Below are 22,939 nucleotides of genomic sequence, written 5' to 3'. Positions count from 1 at the left end.
AAGAGGTGTGGCAGCAGCACTGCAGCGCTTGCGCAACAGAACTGCCGCAGGTAAAAATAAGGCCCGGGTTCGGATGGCCGCCGCGTTACCACCGAATGCTGAAAGCGGTGAGGTGCGGATCGGTGGGTACGGGGCGCTCGGGCTCCACCTCCACCTTCACGCGCACGGCATCGGCGGGTTTAAAACGGCGGGCCAGCCCGGTAATAATCCCTAGGTCGAACGGCACGGGGTTGGGCGTGCGGCAGTGCAGCACCAGCTCGCGCTCGGCCTCGCGCGCCACGTGGTAGTAGCCCATGTTGTGGCCGTGCACGTTGGTGCGGTAGGTGAGGTCGAGCCCGCGCATGGCTTGCGCAAGCGTGTGCAGCGAAGCCGGAAATTGGCTGTGGTCGACGACCTGCAGCCCGATGCTGTAAAGCGTTTCGGCGCCAAATTTGGCTTCTACATCGGCCAGCACATCGAGCCAGGCTTGCATGGGGTACCACTTGCCGGGCTCGGGGTTTTCGGCAATGCCGTGGCGCGCCAGCAGCTCCGGGCCGTGGTTGGCCACGCGCAAGCCGGCCAGCAACGAGCGTATGCTCTCGCCGTTGATGGTGGCATTGGCGTCGAAGGAGGTATAACGAGGCACTGCGGCGGGCTTTACTCCGGAAAAATAGCTGAAAAAGTGGCGCCGCGCTATTGCGCTCTGACTTCGGAAAAACCGCGTTTCGAAACGCACTTGCTCTGCCGCGGCCCGGCACCTTTTGGCGGCCGTTGCGTAAAGCCGGGTACCTTCTCTCTGCACGCATGAATTCATCAGTAGTTACGCCGACTACCACGGCAGTACGGCTGGAGCTGCCGCAAGCTACCTTGCTCGGCGACCTGACGGTACCCGCTCGCGCCTCCGGCATTGTCGTGTTTTCGCACGGCAGCGGCAGCAGCCGCCTTAGCTCGCGCAACCGATTTGTAGCCCAGCGCCTGCAAAAAGCCGGCTTTGCTACGTTGCTTTTCGACTTGCTGACGCCCGAAGAAGACCAGCACTTTGAGGCTCGGTTTGACATTGATTTGCTGACGCGCCGCCTGCTAGGTGCCACCAGCTGGGTGCGCCGCGAGCAGCGCCTTCACGATTTGCGGTTGGGCTTCTTTGGGGCCAGCACGGGCGCGGCTTCAGCCATGCGCGCGGCGGCCGAGCTCGGCTCGCAGGTGCACGCGGTAATCTCGCGCGGTGGCCGCCCCGATTTGGTGCTGCCCGCCCTGCACCGCGTTTCGGCGCCGTCGCTGCTGATTGTGGGCGGGCAGGATTGGCCCGTAATTGGGCTGAACGAACAAGCCATGGATGCCCTAGGTGGCCCGTGCCAAATGCGGGTGGTGCAAGGCGCGGGGCACTTGTTTGAGGAGCCCGGCGCCCTCGAGGAAGTAGCCGATTTGGCCGTGAATTGGTGTACGCGTTACCTGCGCTGAGCAACGGCGCACAATCTTGGTAGGGCCCGAGACTTCTCGGTTCGAAAATCAATCGGAGGCGGCCCACTTGCCTGCTCAGCAACTACAGCACCTAGGTGTAGCCGCCGCGCCGGCGCCCGAGCTAACCTCCGGCTGGCGGGCATCGTTTTCAGCAAAGCACCTGCCGTGTTCCTTCCCCGGGCAGGGGCTGCACATATGTCTCAGAATCCGCAAACCGCCGAACAGGGCGCCGGGCCTTTTACAGAGCGGCGCTACTACATCGATATAGCCCATCCGAAGCAATCCGCCGCCGCCCTCATGCACGACATTCAGTGCAACATTGAGCGATACTCGCCGGGCCTGCTGGCCGAGTTTCACAAGGAAAAGGGCGAAAAGCACGGCCTGCACGTGGGCGACGAATTTCACATCAAAATTCTGGGCCCTTGGAATGGCTCGGTGCGCGTAACCGAAGCAGGCAAACAGCACTTCGAGCTGCTGACCCTCGAAGGCCACCCCGAAGCCGGCCACATTCGGTTTTCGTTGCGCCAATTGCCCAACCAGCCCGATGTGTTGCGTTTCGAAATTCACTCCAAAGCCCGCGCGCGCGATGGGCTGGTGGCCTTTGCCTACGGCACCCTCGGCGTGGGCAAGCAGGTGCAGGAGCAAACCTGGGTTACGTTTTGCCAGCGCGTAGCCGAAGAGAGCGGCGGCCAAGCCCTAGGTCCGGTGCAAGTAGATACCACCGAGCACGACGGTGCCGAAAAGCGCAAGGAGCACCATGAGCGCAGCTAACCCCACGGGCGTACCGGCCTGGCACCAGTACCGCACGCAGCTCGAGGCCTACGGCAAGGCCAAAGTAAACTACGACTTGGAGCGCGTACACGAGTACACCTCCGAAACCGGTTGGCAGCTCGATGACTACGGCACTGACTTACCTGCCGAGCCGCCGGGCCCGCCCGTGGCCGGCGGCAGCTTTGAGGCGGCCAAGCAAGTGCTGCTGAACTACTCTTTTCCGCCGCCCGATCTGATTACCGGCATCTTCGTGCCGGAGCAGCCGTTGGCCGAGCGCGTGATGCTGCTGCGCGGGCAGTTTCTGGGGTTCACGTTTTGGTTTGGCGTGCGCATTGGCGGCGTCATCGACGAGCAGCGCACTCCTTCGCCCGACGACGGCCCCGAGCAGGTGTGGGGCTACAACTACCGCACCCTCGAGGGCCACTTCGAAAAGGGCGAAATCACCTTTACCGTGCACAAGCAGCTGCGCACCGGCCGCGTGCGGTTTCAGGTGAAAGCCTACTCGCAGCCCGACCGCATCCAAAACTTCTTCTACCGCATCGGCTTCAAGCTGTTCGGGCGCATGTTGCAGCGCAAGTTTGCCCGTGAGTCGATGCGGCGCATGCGCGAGCAGGTAATTGCGCAGTTGCGGCAAGGTGCATCCGAAACAGCCGTAGTGCGAACTTTGTAGTCCGCGTCCGCAGATAGTAAACTCAATCATCCACAACGATTAGAAATTACTATCCGGGGACGCGAACTACAACCGAAGGTCGGCGTAGCCAAAGTCCGCGCTACTATCCGCCACCAATCGGCTATTCCCGAAAGAGCTTCTTATCGGCCCAAAACGTGCCGAAAGGCACCAGCGAGGCCACGAAGCCCAGCGCAGCTTTGCGCACCGACCAGCTGTGCTCAATAGTGGCCATAATCAGCAGCAACACGTAGAGCACAAACAGCAGGCCGTGCGCCATGCCCACGTGCTTAACTGCTTCGGGCTGGCCCATGAGGTACTTGAGGGGCATGGCAATGCCCAACAGCACCAAAAACGACAAACCTTCGAGGAAGCCCGCCACGCGCAGGCGACCTAGGGTAGAAGAAAACAAACCGGAGTTCTGCATATCAAGGCCAACAATAACCCAAGCCGCGAAGTTACCGTCTTCCCTTTCCTTTGTGGCTGACTTTTGACAGACCTCGATCAACTTCTTATTCCAAGCAATGCAACCAACCAAAGCCTACGCAGCGCCGGCGGTTAATATTCCGCTCGCGCCGTTTGAGTTTGAGCGCCGCGAAGTGGGCCCGCACGATGTGCAGATCGATATTCTGTACTGCGGCGTATGCCACTCCGATTTGCACCAGGTGCGCGACGAATGGGGCGGCTCCATCTTCCCGATGGTGCCCGGCCACGAAATTGTGGGCCGCGTAACCAAAGTAGGGGAACACGTGCGCCAGTTTAAGCCCGGCGACCTGGCCGGCGTGGGCTGCATGGTCGATTCGTGCCGCACTTGCCCAAGCTGCAAAGAGGGCCTCGAGCAGTACTGCGAAGTAGGCTTTGTGGGCACCTACAACGGCCGCGAACGAAACACCGGCGCGCCCACCTACGGCGGCTACTCCAAGCTGATTGTGGTGGACGAAGCTTACACCCTGCGCGTGCCCGAATCGTTGCCGCTCGAGGGCGTGGCGCCGCTGCTGTGCGCCGGCATTACCACCTACTCGCCGCTGCGCCAGTGGAAGGTAGGCCAGGGCCACCGCGTTGGCGTAATGGGCCTGGGCGGCCTGGGCCACATGGCCGTGAAGCTGGCGGCCGCCATGGGCGCCGAGGTTACGGTGCTCAGCACCTCGCCCAACAAGCAAGCCGATGCCGAAGCCCTAGGTGCCCACAAGTTTGTGGTGACCAAAGACCCGGCCGCGCTCAAGGGCGTGTCGAACTACTTCGACTTCATCCTGAACACCGTATCGGCGCCGCTGGATATGGGCATGTACGTAAACCTGCTTCGCCGCGACGGTACCATGATTTTGCTCGGCGTGCCGCCCGAAGCGCCGCAGCTCCATGCCTTCAACCTCATTGCCAAGCGCCGCCGCATTGCCGGCTCGCTGATTGGCGGCATTGAGGAAACGCAGGAAATGCTCGATTTCTGCGCCGAGCACAACATTGCGGCCGATGTAGAGGTAATTTCGATGGACTACATCAACGAAGCCTACGAACGCATGCTGAAAGCCGACGTGAAGTACCGCTTCGTGATAGACTTGGCTACGTTGTAAGCTCTCGGATGGCCTATGCAAAAACGGGCGGCTCCCTAGATCAGGGAGCCGCCCGTTTTGTTTTTTCGAATACCGAAAAGGCTAGCGCACTTCGTAAGGAAAATGAAAATTTCCCTCCAAGGTTAGCCGCTTGGCTTTGGCCCGGCTGCTGTTGGTTTGGCACAGCACCGCGCGGTACGTGCCGGTGAGGGTGTGGGCTTTGGTATCCACGGCCGTGATGCGCACTTCGCCGTCGTTTACCCCGCAGGCTTTCGATTCGGCGGTTACGTCGTCGGCGCGGTAATAGGCCTCGCGCACGTGCCCGCTTAGGATTTCCTTGAACCGGTAAACGCCGGGCTGCGGCTTAAACTCATCAACGAGGATTGACAAGCCAACATCGTCCGGAAAATCAGCCCGCACGATGGACAGCGTGAGCACCTTGCCGGCCCCGCTGGAGGCCGTAAAGCGCGAGCCGATTGAATCGGTAACGATGGCCCCGCCGTTGAGGCGCATCGTGAGTTGGTAGCGGGAAGCAGGCGGCGTGGGCAAAGTGGCGCTGCTGAGCAGCAGACCTAGGCCCAACGGAAGAAGGAAAGCGAAACGAGCCAACGGCATGGAAAGCGGTAAGTAGGGGAGCATCCGAAGTTACAACGCACGCATGGGCTTCGGGCGCATAAGCACGCAATTCTTTGTGCGCCTAGGTGGCTGGCTACTGCTGCCGGCCAGGGTATACCTCCAGCGCCTTGGCCAGGCATTCCATGGCGGCATCAATGGCCTCCAAATTCAGCACGTAGGCCAAGCGTACCTCTTGCCGGCCGATGCCGGGCGTGGCGTAGAAACCGGTAGCCGGCGAAAGCATAACCGTCTGGCCTAGGTATTCAAACTCCTCGAGTAGCCACTTGGCAAAGCGTTCGGCATCGTCGATGGGCAGGCTGGGCATTACGTAGAACGCGCCGCCCGGTACGGGGCACTGCACGCCGGGCATGGCTTGCAGGCGCTGCACCATTCGGTCGCGGCGGGTTTGGTACTCGGCTTTGGTGTGGTCGAAGTACGTCTCGGGCAGCTCGGCGGCGGCTTCGCCCAGCAGTTGCGCCAGGCCGGGCGGGCTCACGCGCATTTGCGCAAACTTGAAGGCCGCATCGTACACGGCTTTGTTTTTTGTTACCAACGCGCCAATGCGCGCCCCGCAGGCGCTGTAGCGCTTCGAAATGGTATCGAGCAGCACCACGTGCTCCTCGGCAGCCGGCCCTAGGTGCAAGGCGCTAACGTAGGGCGCGTCGTAGCAAAACTCGCGGTAAGCTTCGTCGGAAAGCAGAAACAGGTGGTGCCGTTCGCACAATGCCAGCAGCTCCTCCAGCTCGCGGCGCGTGTACACGTAGCCGGTAGGGTTGTTGGGGTTGCAGAGCAGCACGGCTTTGGTGCGTTCGGTAACGCGGGCCTCCAGCTCAGCAATGGGCGGCAGGGCAAAGCCGGTTTCGATGTGCGCCGTAACGGGCACGATGTGCACGCCGGCCGCAATGGCAAACGCTGTATAGGCGCCGTAGTAGGGCTCCGGTACAATCACCTCGTCGCCGGGGTTCAGGCAGCTCAGGAAGGCAAACAAAATAGCCTCCGAGCCGCCCGCCGTTACGATGATTTCTGAAGCCGCTACCTCGATGCCAACCCGCTGGTAATACTGCGCCAGCTTGTGTCGGTAGCTCAGGTTGCCCGCGCCGTGGCTGTACTCCAGCACCCGAATATTGGCTTGCTGCACCGCGGCCATTACCTCAGGCGGCGTTTCGATGTCGGGCTGGCCAATGTTGAGGTGGTATACCTTGGTGCCACGGGCCTTGGCGGCATCGGCGTAGGGCGTAAGCTTGCGGTAAGGCGACATGGGCATGGCCACGCCGCGCGAAGAAACTTGGAGCATAACCACAAAAATACAGCGCCACCACCCGCACCGAAAGCCCAACGGCAGCTATGTCTTCATGTTTGCTTCAGAATGCCCCTCCGAAGTTTGCCTTTACATGGCTTGGTTTGGCCGCACAAGAAAAGGAACAACCGGTTTGAATGCTTTTTTGGGGTACCAGCTAAGGTGCAACTCTGGTGCTGCAAGCGCGGTAACAAGCGCATCACTTACCGGTTACGCCCCATGAATACTCCTGCTGCTACCCCGCCCGAAGTCTGGCTGCGCGGCCCTTTGCCCAATATGCCTGCGCTGCTTCAACCCGTGGCGCACGCCCTGCTGCAAGCCCGCGAAGAGCTTGAAGCGGCGTTACTGAATTTTCCTGATGCGCTGCTGTGGCACCGGCCCGCCGGCGTGGCCTCGGTAGGTTTTCATTTGCAGCACCTCGCCGGCGTGCTCGACCGCCTGCTTACCTACGCCCGCGCCGAGCAGCTTAGCCCTGCCCAGCTTGCCTACCTAAGGGCCGAAGGCAACCCTGAGCAAGCCACCGCCAGCACCGCCGAGCTGCTGCAAGCGTTCGATGAGCAAGTAAAGCTGGCCCTGCAGCAGCTACAGGCTACCGACCCCGCCACCCTCACAGAAACGCGCGGCGTGGGGCGGGCGCAACTACCCTCCACGGTACTGGGCCTGTTGGTGCACGCCGCCGAGCACACCATGCGCCACCTAGGGCAACTGCTCGTTACGGCGCGGGTGCTGCAAGCCAGCGCCGGGCATGAGAGTATCCATTAGAAGCGCAACACTGCAACAGCAAAGGCGCTTCGGTTAGGAAGACGCTTTGGCTGTTGCGGTGTTGCGCTTGGCTAATGCCCGTAGCCGCTTGGTTACTGAGCCGTAGTGGCCGTGCCAGTACCCGCCGTAGTGGTGCCCGATGTTGTGCCGCTGCCCGTACCGGTTGCGCTACCGCTGGCGGTGCTGCCCGAGGTAGCCGAGCCACTGGTAGTAGTAGCCGTGCGGCCCGTGGTAGAGGTGGCACTGCCTGGGGTAGATGCCCGCGACGTGGGCCCGCCGTAAATAGAAGAGCCGTTGTTGGTAGTGGTCTGGTCGGTGCCCTCGATGCTGGCCGGTCCGTCGCCCGATTGGTCGGCGGTGGTTCCGGGCGCGGGCTGGGCGCCCTCGGCGGTGCCGTCGGTGTTGTCTTGCACGGTGCGCTGCTCGGCCGAGTTCTCGTTTTGCGTGCACGAGGCAAAGCTGAACGCAGCGGCGGCCAGCGCAAGGAAAAGGGTCTTCTTCATAATGATGGGTGAAAGGTTGTGGGAGTAGGGTGCCGCGAGTGGTGGCCGCCGCAATGTGCGGGGGCGCGGTTGCGTAGTTCTACGGCAGAACGCGGTACAGGGGTCGGCTGGGCGCCGCGCGGTGCATGAGTAGCAGGTGTATTTGTCGGCTAGCTTCACCGACGCCGGGTGCCCTAGGTAAATCGCCCCGCGCCAAGGTTGCCTAGGTACCAGGGGGGCAAGAGGTTGGACTACGGGGTAGATTTATCTTATATAGCATATAAATTATTATTGCTTCATAATCAGGTGCTTTTGCTTGGCATTGGCCGTTGGGTTACGCATAGCCGAGGTTGTGGCCCGGTGCTTGCCAACCTTACGCCGGCTACCAGCCATGCATGTTTCTATCCTTTTACTTGCTATGAACACTCGTTTACTGTACCTGACTACCCTCGGTGCCGCTGCCTTGCTCGGCCAATCCTGCTCCTCCGACAAATCGGATGCGCCCGCGCCCAAACCCGCTCCGCAAGGTTACGTGCGCATCGTCAACAACCTCACTGCCAGCCAGCCCGTTGCGGGCGAAATACAGCTGTACGTAGGCGGCAAAACCGTAGGGCCCGGAGCGGCCGTGGGCAAAGCCACGCCTTACCAGCCGGTAGCGGCCGGCGAGCATTTCGTGCAGATTATGCTGCCCTCGGCATCGGGCGGCGGTACGCAGTGGGTGCAGTTCAGCGCTTTGCCCATTGCCGAGAGCAAGCGCTACTCCTTGTTTACGCGCACTGCTGGTAGCTTGCACCATACCGCGTTGGTGGTAGAAGAAGCAACTGCCGTGCCCGCCCCGGTAGCCGGCAAAGCGCACATTCGGGTTGTCAACATTGCTTCGCAGTCTACGCCCGTGCGCATCGAAGATCGGCAAACCAGCACGGCGTTTTACACCGAGGTGGCCTGGGGTGCCGTAACCGGCTACCAGGCCGTGGATGCCCGCACGTACCGGCTCAACGTAACGCGCGCCGCCTACCCACAGGCACCGTTGTTTGTGCAAAGCGCCGCGCTCGAGCCGGGCAAAACGTATTCCTTGGTGCTGCGTGGCTCCACCGAAGCCAGTGCCGCCCCCACCGAGCAGCTGGCCTTCGATGTAATCGAGGATCAGTAAGCACAACCCGCTTGCCTGGCAAACCAAAGTGCCTTGCGCCCGAAGCGCGAACTGGGCAGCTGCCCGTTGCAGAACGCCCTAGGTAGGAGCTGCCGATTACAGCCTGAGAGTATAGTCGGCGTGCTGGGTTTGGCCTCCCGGTAGCCCTTGGCTGGATCAGGCCGATTATCTTCAAAACCGAAAACAAAAACCCCGCGCCGGCCGAAGCCAACGCGGGGTTTTTGGGTTACTGACTTAGGTCAGCGGAATTACATGTTCTTCACGATTTCCTCGCCGAACTCCGAGCACTTCAGCAAGGTAGCACCCTCCATCAGGCGTTCGAAGTCGTAGGTAACGCGCTTGTCGGCAATGGCGGCTTCCAGACCTTTGTAGATCAGGTCGGCGGCTTCCTGCCAGCCCATGTGCTCCAGCATCAGGGCACCCGACAGGATTACCGAACCGGGGTTCACCTTGTCGAGGCCGGCGTACTTGGGCGCGGTGCCGTGGGTAGCTTCGAAGATGGCGTGGCCGGTAACGTAGTTGATGTTGGCGCCCGGCGCGATGCCGATGCCGCCGACGATAGCGGCGAGGGCGTCGGAGATGTAGTCGCCGTTCAAGTTCAGGGTGGCCACCACGTCGTAGTCGGAGGGGCGGAGCAGGATCTGCTGCAGGAAGGCATCGGCGATGCTGTCCTTGATGAGGATCTTGCCCGAGGCCAGCTCGTTCTTCATGTGGGTGTTGGCCGCGTCCTGGCCGTGCTTGGCGGCCAGCTTATCGTACTGCGCCCAGGTGAATACCCGGTCGCCAAACTCGCGTTCGGCCAGCTCGTAGCCCCAGGTCTTGAAGGCTCCCTCGGTGAACTTCATGATGTTGCCCTTGTGGACAATCGTCACCGACTCGCGCTTGTTGTCCAGTGCGTACTGGATGGCAGCGCGCACGAGGCGCTCGGTGCCCTCCTTCGAAACGGGCTTGATGCCGAACGACGACGACTCGGGGAAGCGAATTTTCTTTACGCCCATCTCGTCTTGCAGGAATTCCAGCATTTTCTGGGCCTGCGGCGTGCCGTTCATGTACTCAATGCCGGCGTAGATGTCTTCGGTGTTTTCGCGGAAGATGACCATGTCGGTCAGCTCCGGGTGCTTCACGGGCGAAGGCACGCCCTGGAACCAGCGCACCGGGCGTACGCAGGCGTACAGGTCGAGCTCCTGGCGCAGGGCCACGTTCAGCGAGCGAATGCCACCGCCTACGGGCGTGGTGAGGGGGCCTTTGATGCCCACGAGGTATTCGCGGAAGGCATCGAGGGTTTCGTTGGGCAGCCAGTTGTTGAGTTGCTTGAACGACTTTTCGCCGGCCAGCACCTCTTTCCACTCAATCTTGCGCTGTCCGCCGTATGCCTTTTCAACGGCGGCGTCGAATACGCGCACCGAGGCAGCCCAGATGTCCGGACCGGTACCGTCGCCTTCGATGAACGGGATGATGGGGCGGTCAGGAACGTTGAGTTTGCCGTTCTTGATGGTAATCTTCTGGTCTGCCATATGTTACGTTGTCAGTAGATGACGCCGGGGTTAAGGGTGTTTGGTGAAGAAACTAAACGGGCCAAAGAGCCGGCTCAGCCAGCGCGTTTGGCCCTAAGCGGATGCAAAGCACCGACATTAATTGGGCCCAAACAAGTGTTTGAAAAAAATGTCGTATATGCGCCGTTGCGCCCCCAGCTTGGTTAGGCAACCACAGCTGCCTTAGGTGCCCCCGCACAAGCAAAAGGGCCGGCACCCAGGTGGTGCCGGCCCTTTGCGGTAAAAGCGAAGCTGAACGAAACTCCCCTCCTCAGATGAGGAGGGGTGCCCGTAGGGCGGGGTGGTTGACAATCGTTGGACTGACGCCACCTAGGGCGACCAACTCGTCTGATAAAGGAACGTCATGTCGAGCTTGTCGAGACATCTCACGTGCTAACGCTAGACAGTAATTACTATTCGGCGAGATGTCTCGACGGGGCTCGACATGACGTTCCTTTTGGGTTGAGGTTACTATCTGCCACGAGGTCAACCACCCCAGCCGCAACTGCGTTGCGGCGTCCCCTCCTCATCTGAGGAGAGGAGCTGGTTGTTCTGTCGTTTAGTACCCGAAAATTTCCTTTAGCGTGAGCTGTTTCACCTCGCCGTATTTGGCTAGTTCCTTAAAGTTCAGACGGTCCTTCGAGCCGATAACCAGGATGGTTTGCGGCTGGTCTTTCACCTTGGCTTCCTGAAACTTCTTGAGGTCGGCGAGGCTCATGTTTTGGGTCTGCTCGTAGATGTCGCGGCGCAAGTCGTAGTCAAGACCTAGGCGCCGGGCCCGCTCGTAGCTGAACAGAATATCCGACTTGGTGATGCGCTCCGTGGCAATGCTGTTGCGGATGCTCTGGCGGGCAATGTTCAGGTTGGCCTCGGCCATGGGCATGTCGTTCAGCAGGGTTTGCATGCCGGCCATGGCCTCGGGCAGCTTATCGGCTTGCGTGCCAATGTAGCTGAGCTGGTAGTTGGAGCGACCCTGCTTGTCGGCGTTGGCGTAGCGCGAAGTGGCCGAGTACGCCAGGGCCTTCGATTCGCGCAGCTCCTGAAACACGATGGAGCCCATGTTGCCGCCGAAGTACTCGTTGTAGAGGCTTACGGTGGGCACCAGCTTGGGGTCGTAGGCGTCGCGCTTGCTCAGGAACAGAATTTCGGCCTGTACCATGTTGTAGTCGGTCCAGTACACGCGGCGGTCTTTCAGCGGCTGCTCGCCAAACTCCTTGGTAGGCGGAGTGGGAATTAGCTTAGCCGGAACCTTGTGCTGGGTTACCAACGTGCTTTGCAGCTCCTGGGTGCCGCGCGGGCCATAGTACAGCACGCGGTGCTGGTAGGTGGGCAGCTGCTTGATGCGGCCGATCAAATCCTGCGGCTTCAGCGCCTTCAGCTCCTTCTCGCTTACAATGTTCGTGAAGGGGTTGTTGGGGCCGTACTTGGCGTAGTTCACCATGGCCTGCTGCAGAATCACGCCTTTGTTCAGCTTGGCATCCTGGCGGTTTTTCAGCACACCGGCCACCATGTTTTTCAGGGCGTCGGCGTCGGGGGTGGGGTTGGCAAGCAACTGCTCGAACAGCTGCAAGGCCGGCTCCAAGTTCTTATCGAGGCCCGAAAGGCTCACGAACACGCGGTCGGGGCCGCTTTGCACGCCAAACGAGCAGCCGAGCTTGTAAAACTCCTGCTGCAGTTGGGCGGCCGAGTACTTGCCCGTGCCCAAGTACTGCAGGTAGTCGGCCGCGAGGCCAAGCTTGGGGTCGTTGTTGGTGCCTAGGTCGAGCACGTAGTACAGCGAGAACAGGCCGTTCTCCTTATTCTGGGTGTAGTGCAGCGGCAGGCCGGGCTTCAGCTCCGTTTGCTGAATGTCCTTCTTGTAATCGACGAACACCGGCTGCAGCTCGGGCGAGGGCATGCCCACTACCTGCTTGTAGTAATCCGAAGCCGCGTCGCGGTTTACGGGCACGGGCGTAATGGCCGGCTTAATTACTTTGGGCGTGTTGGTGTCTTTGCCGGTGCGCTTGTACACGAGGGCGTAGCCGGGGCCGTAGTATTGGTTGGCCACGCGCATTACATCCTCCTTGGTAATCTTGCCGAAGTCCTCGAACTGCTGCAGGTAGTCTTTCCAGTTTTCGCGGGCCACAAAGGCCGCCACAAAGGCGCCGGCGCGTGCCTCGTTGCTTTCGTAGCTCTTGATGCGCTGCAACTGCTCGTTGTTGATGATGGCCGGAATCAGCCACTCCGGGAAGTCGCCCTTCTTCACCTTATCCAGTTGGGCCAGCAGCAGGTTGCGCACTTGGTCGAGGCTCTGGCCTTGGCGGGGCGTGCCGTACAGCACGTGCGTGCTGTAGTCGTTGTTGATGTCGGTAAACGAAGCGGCTTCCAGTACAGCCTGCTTCTGGTTCAGGTTCAGGTCGATGAGGCCGGCCTGGCCGTTCGTCAGGATCTTGTCGATCATGCGCAGCACCAACGCATCCTTGGTAGCCGTGCCCGGAAAGCGGAAGCCCAACATCACGTTTTCGGCGTTGGGGCCTTTTATCTCCTTTACAATGGGCGCCGCAATGGGCTCCTCGCCGGCCGGCACAAAGTCGGGCAGGGGCTTGCGCTCCAGCTTGCCAAAGAACTGGTCAACAATGCGGATGGTCTGGTCGAAGTCCAGGTCGCCGCTCATGGCCACGGCCATGTTGTTGGGCACGTAGTACTTGTTGAAATACCGCTTAATCTCCGTGATGGACGGGTTCTGCAGGTGCTCAATCGTGCCGATGGTGGTCTGGGTGCCGTATTGGTGCTTCTTGAAAAGGGAAGCATTCATGGCCTCAAACTCCTTGTTGAAGTCGTTGTCGAGGCCGCGGTTTTTCTCCTCGTACACAGCCTCCAGCTCGGTGTGGAACAAGCGCGGCACCAGTTCGCCAAACCGCTCGGCCTGCACCGAGGCCCATTTCTCGATCTGGTTCGACGGAATATCCTCTTGGTACACCGTCTGCTCCACCGAGGTGTAAGCGTTCGAGCCTTTCGCGCCAATGGCGCCCATCAGCTTGTCGTACTCGTTGGCCACGGCGTACTTCGCCGCCACGCTCGAGATGGAGTCGATCTGGTGGTACAACGCTTTGCGCTGCGCCGCGTCGCGGGTGCCGCGGTACTTCTCGTACAGGCCTTCTATCTTCTGCAGCTCGGCTCGTTCGGCCTCAAAGTTCTGGGCACCTAGGCGCGAGGTACCTTTAAACACCATGTGCTCGAGGTAGTGCGCAAGGCCGGTAGCATCGGCCGGGTCGTTTTTGGAGCCGGCCCGCACCGCTACGTACGTTTGGATGCGCGGCGCATCGTCGTAGTCGGAGAGGTACACCGTCAGGCCGTTCTCGAGGGTGTAGATGCGCGTTTTCAGCGGGTCGCCCTCCACGGTGGTGTACTTGTATTCTTTGGCCCTAGGTGCCTCGGCTGCCGCCGGGGGCTGGGGGCTAGTGGCGGTAGCGGCCGTTTTGCTGAGCTGGCACTGCATCAGGCCAAGCGCCACGGCGGCCGGCAGCAGGAGCAGGATTGGTTTTTTCACGGAGCAGATGAGGTGAAAAACAAGTAATGGGTAGCTACCAAAGGTAGCGATGCGGCCAGAACAACCCGCTTCCCTCCTTTTTGAAGGAGGGGACGCCGGGCCGCAGGCGCGGCTGGGGTGGTTCCGTCGTTGCTGACGTTGAGCACCTAGGGCACCGGCGCAGACTACTGGCACCGCGGATTATCGATGTTGCGTAGCAATATAAAATCAGCACCTAGGCATGCCCAACACATTCCGCCACAACCGCCAAGAGCTAAAGCAGACTCGTAAACAGCTCCGCGGAAACCTCACCCCTGCCGAAGCGGCGCTGTGGAAGGCCCTGCAAGGCGGAAGGCTTGACAACCGCAAATTTCGTCGGCAACACAGCGTAGGGCCGTACATTTTGGATTTCTACTGCCCAGCTGAGCGACTGGCAGTGGAACTGGATGGGCAGGGGCACTTCGACGTTGCCGGGGAAGCGCACGATGTGGCGCGCGCAGCTTACCTACGCCACGTGGGCATACGGGTGCTGCGCTTTTAAAACAAGCTGGTGTTCGAGCAGCCAGAGTGGGTGCTTGAAGCCATCAGACAGGAGTTTCAAGCTGGATGATGCAAAGAAGGCACGGGCGTCAGCAACGACAGAACCACCCCAGCCGTGCCTGCGGCCCGGCGTCCCCTCCTTCAAAAAGGAGGGGAACGGGTTGGCGGCTGCCCCGTTAAAAGTCGGTGTCCAGACCTAGGCGGTGCTTCATCTCGTGCAGCACCGGAAACTTTTCGGCCAGGTACTCAAACTTATCCGACGAGGTGTAGAGGCGCTTGCCGGTTTGCACCTGCTCCGTTACTTCGGTGTGGATGGTGAGCGACCGGTAGCCGGTGCGCTGGCGCAAGGCCGACAAAAACTCGGGCTTGAACGCGTTGAACTGGTCAAGCTGCACCGGGTTTTCGAGCTGCAGGCGAATCACGTGCTGTTCATCGGCCTGAATGGGCCGGTTCAACGTCATAAACTCGCTCATGCTGATTTGCTTGCGGGCTTCGGCCAACTCGCGCCACACCTGCTGCAGCATAGCTTGGTTGACGGTGCCCGTGACCGGTGCGGCGGCTTCTTCCTCCAGCACGGCCGCCGCGGCTTCCTGGCGCTGCGTGGCCTGGGCTTTCACCGCCTGCAGGTTTAGCTTCGGAATGGCAATGGGCTTGGGCGCGGGGCGGGCACTGCCGGGTGCAGCGGCCGCTACGGGCTCGGCCACCAAAGCCCGGCTGCCCGGCTCGTGGCCGGCCACGCTAGGGCGGCCGGTTTCTACGTGCGGCAGGGTATCCACCAGCTGCCGGCGCGTGGAGGGCACTTCCTCCAGCTCCGTTTCGATGCTGGGCGTGGGGTGCAACTCCTCAACGCCGCTTTGCACCGGCACAATGGGCTCCGGAGCGGCCGGCGCTGCCACGGGCGCGCCGTTGGCTTTGGGGTAGGAGGGAGCCGCCGTTTCGCGCACGGCCGACGCGTGGCCGTTGGGCGCGTACCCAGTGGGGTTGCCGATGGGGGCCGGCACGGCAGGCGCAGCAGAGGCTACACCATCAGTTTTTTTTTTAGCCTCGCCGTTGCCCGACGAAGCTAGCTGCGCACCGGCCACCAAATCGTGGGTGAGTTGCACGGCATTGCGCAGGTAAGCCAGCTTCATCAGGGCCAACTCCACGTGCAGGCGCTGGTTTTTGGCAGCTTTAAAGTCCCGGTCGCACTGGCTGAGCAGGTTCAGTCCCGTTACCAAGAAGCTAAGCGGGGCCTGGCGGGCTTGGTCGGCGTAGCGCTGGCGCAAGCCTTCCGATACTTCCAGGAGCTGGACGGTTTGCGGGTCTTTGCACACCAGCAGGCCGCGCAGGTGCTCGGCGGCACCAATCACAAACTGGTGCAGGTCGAAGCCGTTCTGCACCACCTCCTCGAGCAGCAGCAGCGTGGCCGAAAGGTTTTGGGTTAGGCAGGCTTCGGTAAGGCGGAAATAGTACTCGTAATCGAGCACGTGCAGGTTTTGCACCACCGCGCGGTAGCTCAGCTGATGGCCCGAGAAGGTCACCATCTGGTCGAAAATGCTGAGCGCGTCGCGCAGGCCGCCGTCGGCTTTTTGGGCAATCAGGTGCAGCGCGTCGTCTTCGGCAGTTACTTGCTCTTTGCCGGCAATGTAGCCTAGGTGCCCAACGATGTCGTCGAGCTTGATGCGGTTAAAGTCGAAGATCTGGCAGCGCGACAGAATCGTGGGAATGATTTTGTGGCGCTCGGTGGTGGCCAGAATAAAAATGGCGTAGCCCGGCGGCTCTTCCAGCGTTTTAAGGAAGGCATTGAAAGCCGCATTCGAGAGCATGTGCACCTCGTCGATGATGTACACCTTGTAACGGCCTTGCTGCGGGACGTAGCGTACCTGCTCCACCAGGGAGCGGATGTCCTCCACGGAGTTGTTCGAGGCCGCGTCGAGCTCGTGCACATTAAACGAGGCGCTTTGGTTGAAGGCCCGACACGAGTCGCACTCGTTGCAGGCTTCGGCCTCGGGCGTGAGGCTGGTGCAGTTGATGGTTTTGGCCAGAATGCGGGCACAGGTGGTTTTGCCCACACCGCGCGGACCGCAAAACAGAAACGCCTGGGCCAAGTGGCCGGTAACAATGGCGTTTTGCAGCGTGGTGGTCACGTGCTGCTGCCCAACTACACTCCGAAAAGTAGCGGGGCGGTACTTACGAGCCGAAACGACGAAATTCTCCATAGCCAGTTCCACAAAGATACGCATTCGGCGGCGCGCTTCCGCGGCTTTTCGCCGGCGCCAGCCCTAGGTGCGAAAGCCTTGGCGGAACCAACCAGGCAGTAGCACTAACCTTTGATCTGAAGCGAATTGCTGCTACATGCGTATATGTAAAATATTAATTAACAAGCTATTATATAACGAGGGAATACGCTCCTCAAGCACACGTCAATTTGGGCTCTGGCCAGCATGCACGGCTCTAAATCCTTAATAAAGCACTGTGGTATTTATTGACGAGTTTATAATTATTATAATAATTACTTGTGTTTGTTAAATAATGTAATTATATTGATACGCTCTTGCAAGCTGCCTATACGGTTGCTTGCGCCCACAACCATCCACATACCCAAAACATCTTCTATGGAAACAGCTTCTACTTCACAATCGCGGTGGCTTCTGGCAGCCTATGTATTGCTGACGTTGTACTGCCTGGTGGCTTCGGCTACCACCGAGTGGCAAGAGTACCGCAGTTGGTCGGAAATGAGCTCATACCTGAGCCTGACCGATTTTGCAGCCTGGAACATGGCCAACTCGCCTTCCACAACGCTCTTTCTCATGGTGCCATCGGTAGTGCTTACGGTGCTGGTGTTGGCGTTGCTGCGCAGCAAACCTGCCGCCGTACCTAGGGGCGTGCTGTGGGTATTGTTGCTGTGCCACGTAGCCGTGTGGGCAGCGTTTTTCTTAGCGCGGGTGCCGTTGGCCGCTGCCTTCAGCGAAAACGAACTCGTGAACCTGCTGCTGCAAAGCGACTGGGTGCGCAAACTCGCGCTGCTCATCGAAACGCCGCTGGCCTTGTACCTGGCCTTCCGGGCGTACAGTGCCCATTTCTGGTCTACCCGTCCGGCTTCGTTGTTGCGTACGCCTGGCAACACGCCGGCCATGAGCTGAGCCTTGTAGGGCCTAAGACAAAAAGTTTCGGGGCGCCGGCTTCTGCAAGCAGCGGAAGGCCGGCGCCCCGAAACTTTTTGCACTGTTTCATCCGTTATTCATCTGCTTGCGTACCTTCGCAGCCCCGCTTACCACGGCGGGTCGTTCTTACACAATTGGGGCTGACCGGAATTGACAGCTCGTGCAGGTCGCGAGTAAGCGTGTCGAGAGTTGGGTGAATCTCTCGCCAACAAATCATCCGAACAACAACTGGCGAGTATAGCTACGCCATGGCTGCCTAGTCTAGGTACTAAGCAATAGCCATCATCCCGCATCCGTCTGCCTTATCACGGGTGAGCACGGGGTGTCGAAAGAATAAGGATAGCCTAGGTGGCGCTGCGACGCCTAGGTGAATCTCAAGCAGATAAGGGTAACTCAAAGGCCTGACGGGCGCCTAGGTTACTTCGAACAAAGCAAGCTCGGATACACACGTAGAAAGCTCGACGCTCTCCTTGTCTGGACCAGGGTTCGACTCCCTGCAGCTCCACTGAAACCCGCTTTGCGTAATGCAGAGCGGGTTTTTTTGTTTTTGGCAAATCACTGCCAATATTCCCACCGTGTCATGGGCAGCATCAAGCTAGTTAAGTTCATCGCCACCGCCGTCCAGCTGCGCTTTTTCAACGGTACGCTACACAGTTGCCTCTATACCCAAGATTGCGCCGCCTAGTTTTACCACGCCGCCCCCGGCATTGCGACAATTATTTGCTCTATCAACGCCACCGGGTAGTAAACTAGATAGGGTTAGGCGCGGCCTTAGTTAATGGGTGTGCAGACAGCACCCCAACAACCGTATTTAACGAGGAGGTGCTATGTATAAATCGAAAGCCCCACTTCTGCCGGTAGTGTTATAGCATGGCAGATGGAAAAGACAAAAGTTTGATCAAGCGCGGCCTGCAATAATTCGGTGGAGGGGCTTTTCCACCGCGCGGTACAGCCCATAAGCCAACAGGTTCAGTAGCACGAATTTTAAGCCCACGTTATTGGAAATCCATATGTCGAGGGCCACGCTGAAAACGCTCATGTGCACTAGGTAGAAAGCGTACGAGCTTTTGCCCAGCGTGTCGAATAGCGGCGTGGAAAGGACCGCTTGCATTGCTGACCGCTCGTAAATCAGACCATAAAACAGGGACGCAATGCCCAGCGGCAGCACGGCGTTATTGACCACAATGCGCCAAGGGCTGCCGAATCCGCCGCCTAGCGTTTCCGAATGCAGGCTGATCAATACGAGGAGGCACCCAAATATCCAAACCAGCCCGGTGCCGGTCCATAACCACCCGGGCTGCGTCGGCCGCGTGCGGCGCTTCACTAGCAAGCCCAGCGCCATGCCCACCACAAACTCGGTGCTGCGACCGAAGAAAGTGTAGATGAACATAAATTCGTTCGAGTCAAACAAGCCGAGCAGTTGGCGCGGAGCCAATACTTGCACCAGCAACAGACCCAGGCCAACCAATACCGGAGGGTAAAGCCAGATGAGCCCGCGGCTGCGCGTTAGCCCCAGCAGCAAAAAAGGCGCGGTAAAGTAGAAGCACTCTTCCACCGTCAACGACCAGCCCTGGGCAATGCCGGAGAATTTTAGGTCGTCAAAGAAGCCCCGCAGAAAGGTGATGTTCGATATGATGACCGCCAGCTTATCCCGAGCAGCGTACCACTTCCACTGCTCGAGGTTATCCAACTCGGGGCGCAAGGCAAAGGCAGCGAAGGTCAGCAGCGTTAGCAGAAGGTACAACGGGTAGATGCGGGCCACTCGGTTGCGCAGGTAGCGCAGCGCCCAGCGGCCGCTGAGTTCGACGTGGTCCATGTACCGCACGCAGATCAACAACCCCGATAGCACAAAGAACAGCGTCACGCCGATGTGCAGCTCTTCGCAAAGGCGTTCAAAAAACTGCCCAGCCGCTGACGTTGCCCCCTTGAACGGATTGAAATGGTGCACAAAGACCATGTACGCCGCCACGGCCCGCACGCCCGTAAGCGCCCCGAAGTAGGGCTTCGCGGGACGCGCGGTTGGCGTGGCTATTGCTTCGGATAAGACAGGCTCTTGAACTTGCATTTACAGTTGGAAGCGAATAGGAAACTAAGGAGGCGTGCAAAGATAAGCTCCGCTCTTGTGACGCGGCGCGGCTGAAGTACCATTGGACGGCGATGCTACAGTATCATTATGTAGACTGTGCCCATTCCTAACGTCCCGCCCAGTTTGGCCAGCGCGAAAGCCTTCCCCTTATTTTAAATTGACGACAAAGAGCCCATTCAATAGCATCGGTAGCGGGGGCGGTGCCAGAGGTATTGGCACACCAATTGACACTACCTGTTAAGCCACAGGGTACTTGAAAATTGAACAAACACGCCGCGCTGAGGCGCTACGCCGCCCCGTTTCCGATGTGCTAGTAGAAAGAGTTGGCGACGGCGGTATATGCCTTTAGTTGGGCCTACATTCTGAGGCACAATGCGATACACGCGCAGCCGGTGATTTGGCCTTAAATAGGCCGCGTACCAGATCATTTCGAGCAGGCAGCTCCACTAATAACCCGCTTTGTGTGATACAGAGCGAGTTTTTTCTGCGGTTGTGCACAAACTGATGGGTGTTGTAAACTTCGGAGCTGGATTCCAATCCTACTCTGAGGCTGGTAGCCCAACAGTCGCAGTCATAGCGTTAAAAAATATTATCACGAAAATCCCCGGCTCGCCAAACCTTTTGGCAAGCTCGACAGTATAAAGCCCAAATTCCCTTTTTGCTATTATAAAGACCCGGCGTGCCCTGTGCTCCGGGTCTTTGCGCGTTCTGGCGGTTGGGTTGTTGTGGGCCTATTTCGGCTGGCGAAACGGGCAAAGGAGAAATAAAGGGCGCACGCTATGTCACAAAAGGCCAAAAATAATGTCGGTGCGCGGGCATAAAAGCTGCTATCAAACGCTTTAGGAGCGAATTAGCGCACACGGCCATGAGGCAAAACAGGCGTTTAGAGGCGTCACAAGCGCAGCAACTTTTTCCTTGCCGTTGGCTGGGCAATGTTGCACATTTGAGACCCAACCGCCCTTTTCCATAACCAAACCACAAGATGAGCGCCTCTAACTCTGCCATGGCCGGGCTGCAGGCGGCGGCCCTCGTGCAAGAAGCAATGCACGAGGGCCGTACCATCGAGGCGGCGTGCTTGCTGGCGCACTGGGTGCAGATACAAGAAGGCACGCCCGCGCTGGGCCAAGAGCAGCAAGCGCACTTGCTGCACAGTTGCCACGATTTGGTTTTGAGCGAGATGGAAACCCGTACCGATTTGTGGAGCCGGGCCCGGGCCTGCCTATATGCCGCGCTGCTACTCACCTAGGGCCGCGTGCGCATGCGGCCAAGCCCCGCGCTACTCCCGCAGCTGCGGCAAGTACGAAGCACCTAGGGGCACGCATTTGCCGCCGATGCTTACCTGATGCCGCTCGATGCGGTCGATGCGGTTGCGGGCCACGATAAACGAGCGGTGCACGCGCACAAAGCGTTCGGCAGGCAACAGCTCGGCTAGTTCATTAATGGTCATGCGCGTGAGCACGCTTTTGCCCTCCAGCACAAACGTTACGTAGTTACCCGCGGCCTCGAGGTACAGAATGTCGGCGTGGCGCACGCGTACCTGCTCGTAGCCGGTTTTCACGAACAGGTAGTCTTTTGGGGCTGTGGGAGGCGCGGCGGAATGGGCGCCGCGCAACTGCAACTGCTCGTGGGCTTTGTTGCACGCTTTCACAAACCGCGGCAGCGAAAAAGGCTTCAGCAGGTAGTCGAGGGCATCGAGCTCAAAGCCGGTAACGGCGTGCTCGGCGTAGGCTGTGGTAAACACCACCAGCGGCTTGCGCGCCAAGCTGCTCACCAGCTCCAGGCCCGAAATATCGGGCATGTTGATATCGATAAACAGCAAATCGACGGGCTCCTGCTGCAGGTATTCCAGCCCCTGAAACGCGTTCGTAAAACACGCTTTCAGCTCAATAAACGGCACCTTTGCGGCCAGGGCGCGAATTACGTTCAGGGCAATGGGCTCGTCGTCGATGGCAATGGCAATCATGCGAAGCAGAACAGAAACACGCGGCGCTTACAGCTGCAGCGTAAGATGCACGAAAAATTCGGTGCCGGTTTCCCGAATTACCAGGTCGTGGCGCTTGGGGTAAAGCAGCGCCAGCCGCTGCTGCACGTTGCTGAGGCCTAGGCCCGATTCTTCGGCCAGCGGCTCGTGCTCGGCCCGGGGGTGCGTGCTGTTGTACACATCAAAATACAGCTTGCCGTTGGCGTAATGCAGCGTGGTTTTAATCCAGGAGCGGCGCTGTAGGCTGATGCCGTGCTTGAACGCGTTTTCGACAAACGGGATTAGCAGCATGGGGGCAATCCAGGCGGCTTCGGGCACCTCCTCGATGTTGGTTTCGATGGTGATGTTGGGCGAGGTAGCGATGCGCAACGACTGCAATTCCACGTAGTTGCGCAGGTACTCGATTTCGCGGGCCAGCAAAATGCGCGACTGGTGGTTTTCGTGCAGCATAAACCGCATCATGTCGCCCAGCATCTGAATGCCTTGCGCCGTACGCTCGCTTTGCTCTTGCAGCGCGGTGCCGTAGAGCGTGTTGAGCGCGTTGAACAGGAAATGCGGGTTGATTTGGGCCCGCAGCAAATCGAGCGAGGCGTTCGAGTGCCCGAGCTCCTGCCGCAGCCCCTCCAGGGCCCGCTGGCCGCGGGTGCGCCGCTGGTACACCAACCACGCGAGCGGGGCGGTAATCAGCAGCTGAAAGGGCAGCAGCAGGGCCACGTAGCCCGCGGCGGCTTCGGGGTCGTTGCGCAGCACGCCCAAGAGCACGCCCAAAACCAAAGCCATGGGCAGCAGTGTAAGAACGAGGCGCAGCAGGTAGGCCCAAAACGGGCGCTTACGGCCTGCCACGCCCGGAATAAGCTTGTAGCAGGCAAAACAATGCAACAGCACTGCCGGCACTGCCAGAAAGCTCCAGTATAACACAAGCTCGCCGTTGCTTTCGCCAGCAAACAGCAGCAAGGAGCCCATAACCCACAACAGCAGGCCAATAAGGGCATCGCGCACAATGCTGCGGGATTCGGATGGCAAGGTTCCGTAGGCCGGAAACCAAGAGAGGCTAAGGTATTTCACAAACGGAAGATGGCCGGGGCTGCAACCCCTAGGTGAGTAAGAAGGAAAACGCCGTGCTCAGGCAGGCAATGGTGCAGCAGGGGCAACCCCGGTGCTGGGGTAGCTCGGTTACCCAGCGCGCGGCAAGCCGCAGCTCGGGCGGCTGCTTTGGCTGCCGAAACTGCAATGTGTGCACCGGCGGGTGGGCAGGCGGCACGGGCGCCGGAAGCCGACGCGGCGCCTGCCCTTGCAGCGCGCGCCCAGCGGCCAGCCATACCAGCGCTGCAACCGCCGCAACCAGCAACCAGCCCGAAAGCCGCCCGCCTACTAGGTGTAATTGTGCAAGTGCGTGCATGGCAGTTGGGGTTGGGTTGGGC

Annotated in this window: 21 protein-coding genes and 1 other RNA gene; 10 read left to right on the top strand and 12 right to left on the bottom strand. The window is 59.7% G+C overall.

Going from position 1 to position 22,939, the window contains the following annotated elements; translation table 11 throughout:
* Window positions 1-85: 85 nt before the first annotated feature.
* Complete coding sequence (locus D3Y59_RS09940) at window positions 86-625, bottom strand: hypothetical protein (protein WP_119444914.1); 540 nt, start codon at window positions 623-625, stop codon at window positions 86-88.
* 158 nt (window positions 626-783) lie between these two features.
* Between D3Y59_RS09940 and D3Y59_RS09935 the strand changes: the two genes are divergently transcribed.
* From D3Y59_RS09935 to D3Y59_RS09925, 3 genes are all read left to right on the top strand, one after another.
* Complete coding sequence (locus D3Y59_RS09935; RefSeq protein ID WP_119444913.1) at window positions 784-1,437, top strand: dienelactone hydrolase family protein; 654 nt, start codon at window positions 784-786, stop codon at window positions 1,435-1,437.
* Between the two features lie 195 nt (window positions 1,438-1,632).
* Entirely contained in the window at window positions 1,633-2,208 is a 576-nt protein-coding gene (locus tag D3Y59_RS09930; RefSeq protein ID WP_119444912.1) for a DUF1990 domain-containing protein, read from the top strand.
* On the top strand, window positions 2,195-2,878 hold the full coding sequence (locus D3Y59_RS09925) for a DUF1990 domain-containing protein (RefSeq protein ID WP_119444911.1): 684 nt from the start codon (window positions 2,195-2,197) through the stop codon (window positions 2,876-2,878). The genes D3Y59_RS09930 and D3Y59_RS09925 overlap by 14 nt, the downstream gene beginning before the upstream one ends.
* A gap of 121 nt (window positions 2,879-2,999) precedes the next feature.
* Here the strand turns inward: D3Y59_RS09925 and D3Y59_RS09920 are convergent, their stop codons facing one another.
* Window positions 3,000-3,302: a DUF3817 domain-containing protein gene (locus D3Y59_RS09920; protein WP_119444910.1), complete on the bottom strand. Its 303-nt coding sequence runs from the start codon at window positions 3,300-3,302 to the stop codon at window positions 3,000-3,002.
* Window positions 3,303-3,399: 97 nt separating this feature from the next.
* Between D3Y59_RS09920 and D3Y59_RS09915 the strand changes: the two genes are divergently transcribed.
* Window positions 3,400-4,443, top strand: coding sequence for an NAD(P)-dependent alcohol dehydrogenase (locus tag D3Y59_RS09915; protein WP_119444909.1), 1,044 nt, complete (start codon window positions 3,400-3,402; stop codon window positions 4,441-4,443).
* 81 nt (window positions 4,444-4,524) lie between these two features.
* Here the strand turns inward: D3Y59_RS09915 and D3Y59_RS09910 are convergent, their stop codons facing one another.
* Both D3Y59_RS09910 and D3Y59_RS09905 read right to left on the bottom strand, forming a co-directional pair.
* Entirely contained in the window at window positions 4,525-5,031 is a 507-nt protein-coding gene (locus D3Y59_RS09910; RefSeq protein WP_162910675.1) for a hypothetical protein, read from the bottom strand.
* 100 nt (window positions 5,032-5,131) lie between these two features.
* On the bottom strand, window positions 5,132-6,331 hold the full coding sequence (locus D3Y59_RS09905) for a pyridoxal phosphate-dependent aminotransferase (protein WP_119444907.1): 1,200 nt from the start codon (window positions 6,329-6,331) through the stop codon (window positions 5,132-5,134).
* 222 nt (window positions 6,332-6,553) lie between these two features.
* On the opposite strand from D3Y59_RS09905, the gene D3Y59_RS09900 reads away from it, so the two are divergent.
* Window positions 6,554-7,096 (top strand): DinB family protein, encoded by a 543-nt coding sequence (locus D3Y59_RS09900; protein WP_119446416.1) that lies wholly within the window; start codon window positions 6,554-6,556, stop codon window positions 7,094-7,096.
* A gap of 92 nt (window positions 7,097-7,188) precedes the next feature.
* On the opposite strand, the gene D3Y59_RS09895 is transcribed toward D3Y59_RS09900, so the two are convergent.
* Window positions 7,189-7,599, bottom strand: a complete 411-nt coding sequence (locus D3Y59_RS09895) for a hypothetical protein (RefSeq protein ID WP_119444906.1) — start codon at window positions 7,597-7,599, stop codon at window positions 7,189-7,191.
* 397 nt (window positions 7,600-7,996) lie between these two features.
* Here D3Y59_RS09895 and D3Y59_RS09890 point away from each other — a divergent pair, with 397 nt between their 5' ends.
* On the top strand, window positions 7,997-8,728 hold the full coding sequence (locus tag D3Y59_RS09890) for a DUF4397 domain-containing protein (protein WP_162910674.1): 732 nt from the start codon (window positions 7,997-7,999) through the stop codon (window positions 8,726-8,728).
* Between the two features lie 248 nt (window positions 8,729-8,976).
* Here D3Y59_RS09890 and icd read toward each other — a convergent pair whose 3' ends face one another.
* Both icd and D3Y59_RS09880 read right to left on the bottom strand, forming a co-directional pair.
* On the bottom strand, window positions 8,977-10,242 hold the full coding sequence (gene icd, locus D3Y59_RS09885) for an NADP-dependent isocitrate dehydrogenase (protein ID WP_119444904.1): 1,266 nt from the start codon (window positions 10,240-10,242) through the stop codon (window positions 8,977-8,979).
* A 577-nt stretch (window positions 10,243-10,819) separates the two neighbouring features.
* Window positions 10,820-13,789: a M16 family metallopeptidase gene (locus D3Y59_RS09880; RefSeq protein ID WP_240410326.1), complete on the bottom strand. Its 2,970-nt coding sequence runs from the start codon at window positions 13,787-13,789 to the stop codon at window positions 10,820-10,822.
* A gap of 220 nt (window positions 13,790-14,009) precedes the next feature.
* On the opposite strand from D3Y59_RS09880, the gene D3Y59_RS09875 reads away from it, so the two are divergent.
* Complete coding sequence (locus tag D3Y59_RS09875; protein ID WP_119444903.1) at window positions 14,010-14,309, top strand: endonuclease domain-containing protein; 300 nt, start codon at window positions 14,010-14,012, stop codon at window positions 14,307-14,309.
* Window positions 14,310-14,484: 175 nt separating this feature from the next.
* On the opposite strand, the gene D3Y59_RS09870 is transcribed toward D3Y59_RS09875, so the two are convergent.
* Window positions 14,485-16,506, bottom strand: a complete 2,022-nt coding sequence (locus tag D3Y59_RS09870) for a DNA polymerase III subunit gamma/tau (RefSeq protein WP_119444902.1) — start codon at window positions 16,504-16,506, stop codon at window positions 14,485-14,487.
* Window positions 16,507-16,902: 396 nt separating this feature from the next.
* On the opposite strand from D3Y59_RS09870, the gene D3Y59_RS09865 reads away from it, so the two are divergent.
* The gene (locus D3Y59_RS09865) at window positions 16,903-17,430 is read left to right on the top strand and encodes a hypothetical protein (RefSeq protein ID WP_162910673.1); all 528 of its coding nucleotides are present in this window, start codon (window positions 16,903-16,905) and stop codon (window positions 17,428-17,430) included.
* Window positions 17,431-17,587: 157 nt separating this feature from the next.
* Window positions 17,588-17,959, top strand: a transfer-messenger RNA (tmRNA) gene (gene ssrA / locus D3Y59_RS09860).
* Between the two features lie 390 nt (window positions 17,960-18,349).
* On the opposite strand, the gene D3Y59_RS09855 is transcribed toward ssrA, so the two are convergent.
* Window positions 18,350-19,516: an acyltransferase family protein gene (locus D3Y59_RS09855; RefSeq protein WP_119444900.1), complete on the bottom strand. Its 1,167-nt coding sequence runs from the start codon at window positions 19,514-19,516 to the stop codon at window positions 18,350-18,352.
* A gap of 1,003 nt (window positions 19,517-20,519) precedes the next feature.
* On the opposite strand from D3Y59_RS09855, the gene D3Y59_RS09850 reads away from it, so the two are divergent.
* Window positions 20,520-20,783 (top strand): hypothetical protein, encoded by a 264-nt coding sequence (locus D3Y59_RS09850; protein WP_119444899.1) that lies wholly within the window; start codon window positions 20,520-20,522, stop codon window positions 20,781-20,783.
* A gap of 30 nt (window positions 20,784-20,813) precedes the next feature.
* Here D3Y59_RS09850 and D3Y59_RS09845 read toward each other — a convergent pair whose 3' ends face one another.
* From D3Y59_RS09845 to D3Y59_RS09835, 3 genes are all read right to left on the bottom strand, one after another.
* The gene (locus tag D3Y59_RS09845; RefSeq protein WP_119444898.1) at window positions 20,814-21,500 is read right to left on the bottom strand and encodes a LytR/AlgR family response regulator transcription factor; all 687 of its coding nucleotides are present in this window, start codon (window positions 21,498-21,500) and stop codon (window positions 20,814-20,816) included.
* A 27-nt stretch (window positions 21,501-21,527) separates the two neighbouring features.
* Window positions 21,528-22,541 carry a sensor histidine kinase gene (locus D3Y59_RS09840; RefSeq protein WP_240410325.1) on the bottom strand — a complete coding sequence of 338 codons (1,014 nt, stop codon included), beginning with the start codon at window positions 22,539-22,541 and terminating at the stop codon, window positions 21,528-21,530.
* A gap of 70 nt (window positions 22,542-22,611) precedes the next feature.
* Window positions 22,612-22,917: a hypothetical protein gene (locus D3Y59_RS09835; protein ID WP_162910672.1), complete on the bottom strand. Its 306-nt coding sequence runs from the start codon at window positions 22,915-22,917 to the stop codon at window positions 22,612-22,614.
* Window positions 22,918-22,939: the final 22 nt, after the last annotated feature.

The organism is Hymenobacter oligotrophus, from assembly GCF_003574965.1.
Classification (GTDB): Bacteria; Bacteroidota; Bacteroidia; order Cytophagales; family Hymenobacteraceae; genus Solirubrum; species Solirubrum oligotrophum.
This window is presented reverse-complemented; position numbering and strand designations above follow the sequence as displayed.

Coding starts and splice junctions, on each gene's coding strand:
- D3Y59_RS09935 (WP_119444913.1), top strand. CDS start 784: ATGAATTCATCAGTAGTTACGCCGACTACCACGGCAGTACGGCTGGAG.
- D3Y59_RS09930 (WP_119444912.1), top strand. CDS start 1,633: ATGTCTCAGAATCCGCAAACCGCCGAACAGGGCGCCGGGCCTTTTACA.
- D3Y59_RS09925 (WP_119444911.1), top strand. CDS start 2,195: ATGAGCGCAGCTAACCCCACGGGCGTACCGGCCTGGCACCAGTACCGC.
- D3Y59_RS09920 (WP_119444910.1), bottom strand. CDS start 3,302: ATGCAGAACTCCGGTTTGTTTTCTTCTACCCTAGGTCGCCTGCGCGTG.
- D3Y59_RS09915 (WP_119444909.1), top strand. CDS start 3,400: ATGCAACCAACCAAAGCCTACGCAGCGCCGGCGGTTAATATTCCGCTC.
- D3Y59_RS09905 (WP_119444907.1), bottom strand. CDS start 6,331: ATGCTCCAAGTTTCTTCGCGCGGCGTGGCCATGCCCATGTCGCCTTAC.
- D3Y59_RS09900 (WP_119446416.1), top strand. CDS start 6,554: ATGAATACTCCTGCTGCTACCCCGCCCGAAGTCTGGCTGCGCGGCCCT.
- D3Y59_RS09895 (WP_119444906.1), bottom strand. CDS start 7,599: ATGAAGAAGACCCTTTTCCTTGCGCTGGCCGCCGCTGCGTTCAGCTTT.
- D3Y59_RS09890 (WP_162910674.1), top strand. CDS start 7,997: ATGAACACTCGTTTACTGTACCTGACTACCCTCGGTGCCGCTGCCTTG.
- icd (WP_119444904.1), bottom strand. CDS start 10,242: ATGGCAGACCAGAAGATTACCATCAAGAACGGCAAACTCAACGTTCCT.
- D3Y59_RS09875 (WP_119444903.1), top strand. CDS start 14,010: ATGCCCAACACATTCCGCCACAACCGCCAAGAGCTAAAGCAGACTCGT.
- D3Y59_RS09870 (WP_119444902.1), bottom strand. CDS start 16,506: ATGGAGAATTTCGTCGTTTCGGCTCGTAAGTACCGCCCCGCTACTTTT.
- D3Y59_RS09865 (WP_162910673.1), top strand. CDS start 16,903: ATGGAAACAGCTTCTACTTCACAATCGCGGTGGCTTCTGGCAGCCTAT.
- D3Y59_RS09855 (WP_119444900.1), bottom strand. CDS start 19,516: ATGCAAGTTCAAGAGCCTGTCTTATCCGAAGCAATAGCCACGCCAACC.
- D3Y59_RS09850 (WP_119444899.1), top strand. CDS start 20,520: ATGAGCGCCTCTAACTCTGCCATGGCCGGGCTGCAGGCGGCGGCCCTC.
- D3Y59_RS09845 (WP_119444898.1), bottom strand. CDS start 21,500: ATGATTGCCATTGCCATCGACGACGAGCCCATTGCCCTGAACGTAATT.
- D3Y59_RS09835 (WP_162910672.1), bottom strand. CDS start 22,917: ATGCACGCACTTGCACAATTACACCTAGTAGGCGGGCGGCTTTCGGGC.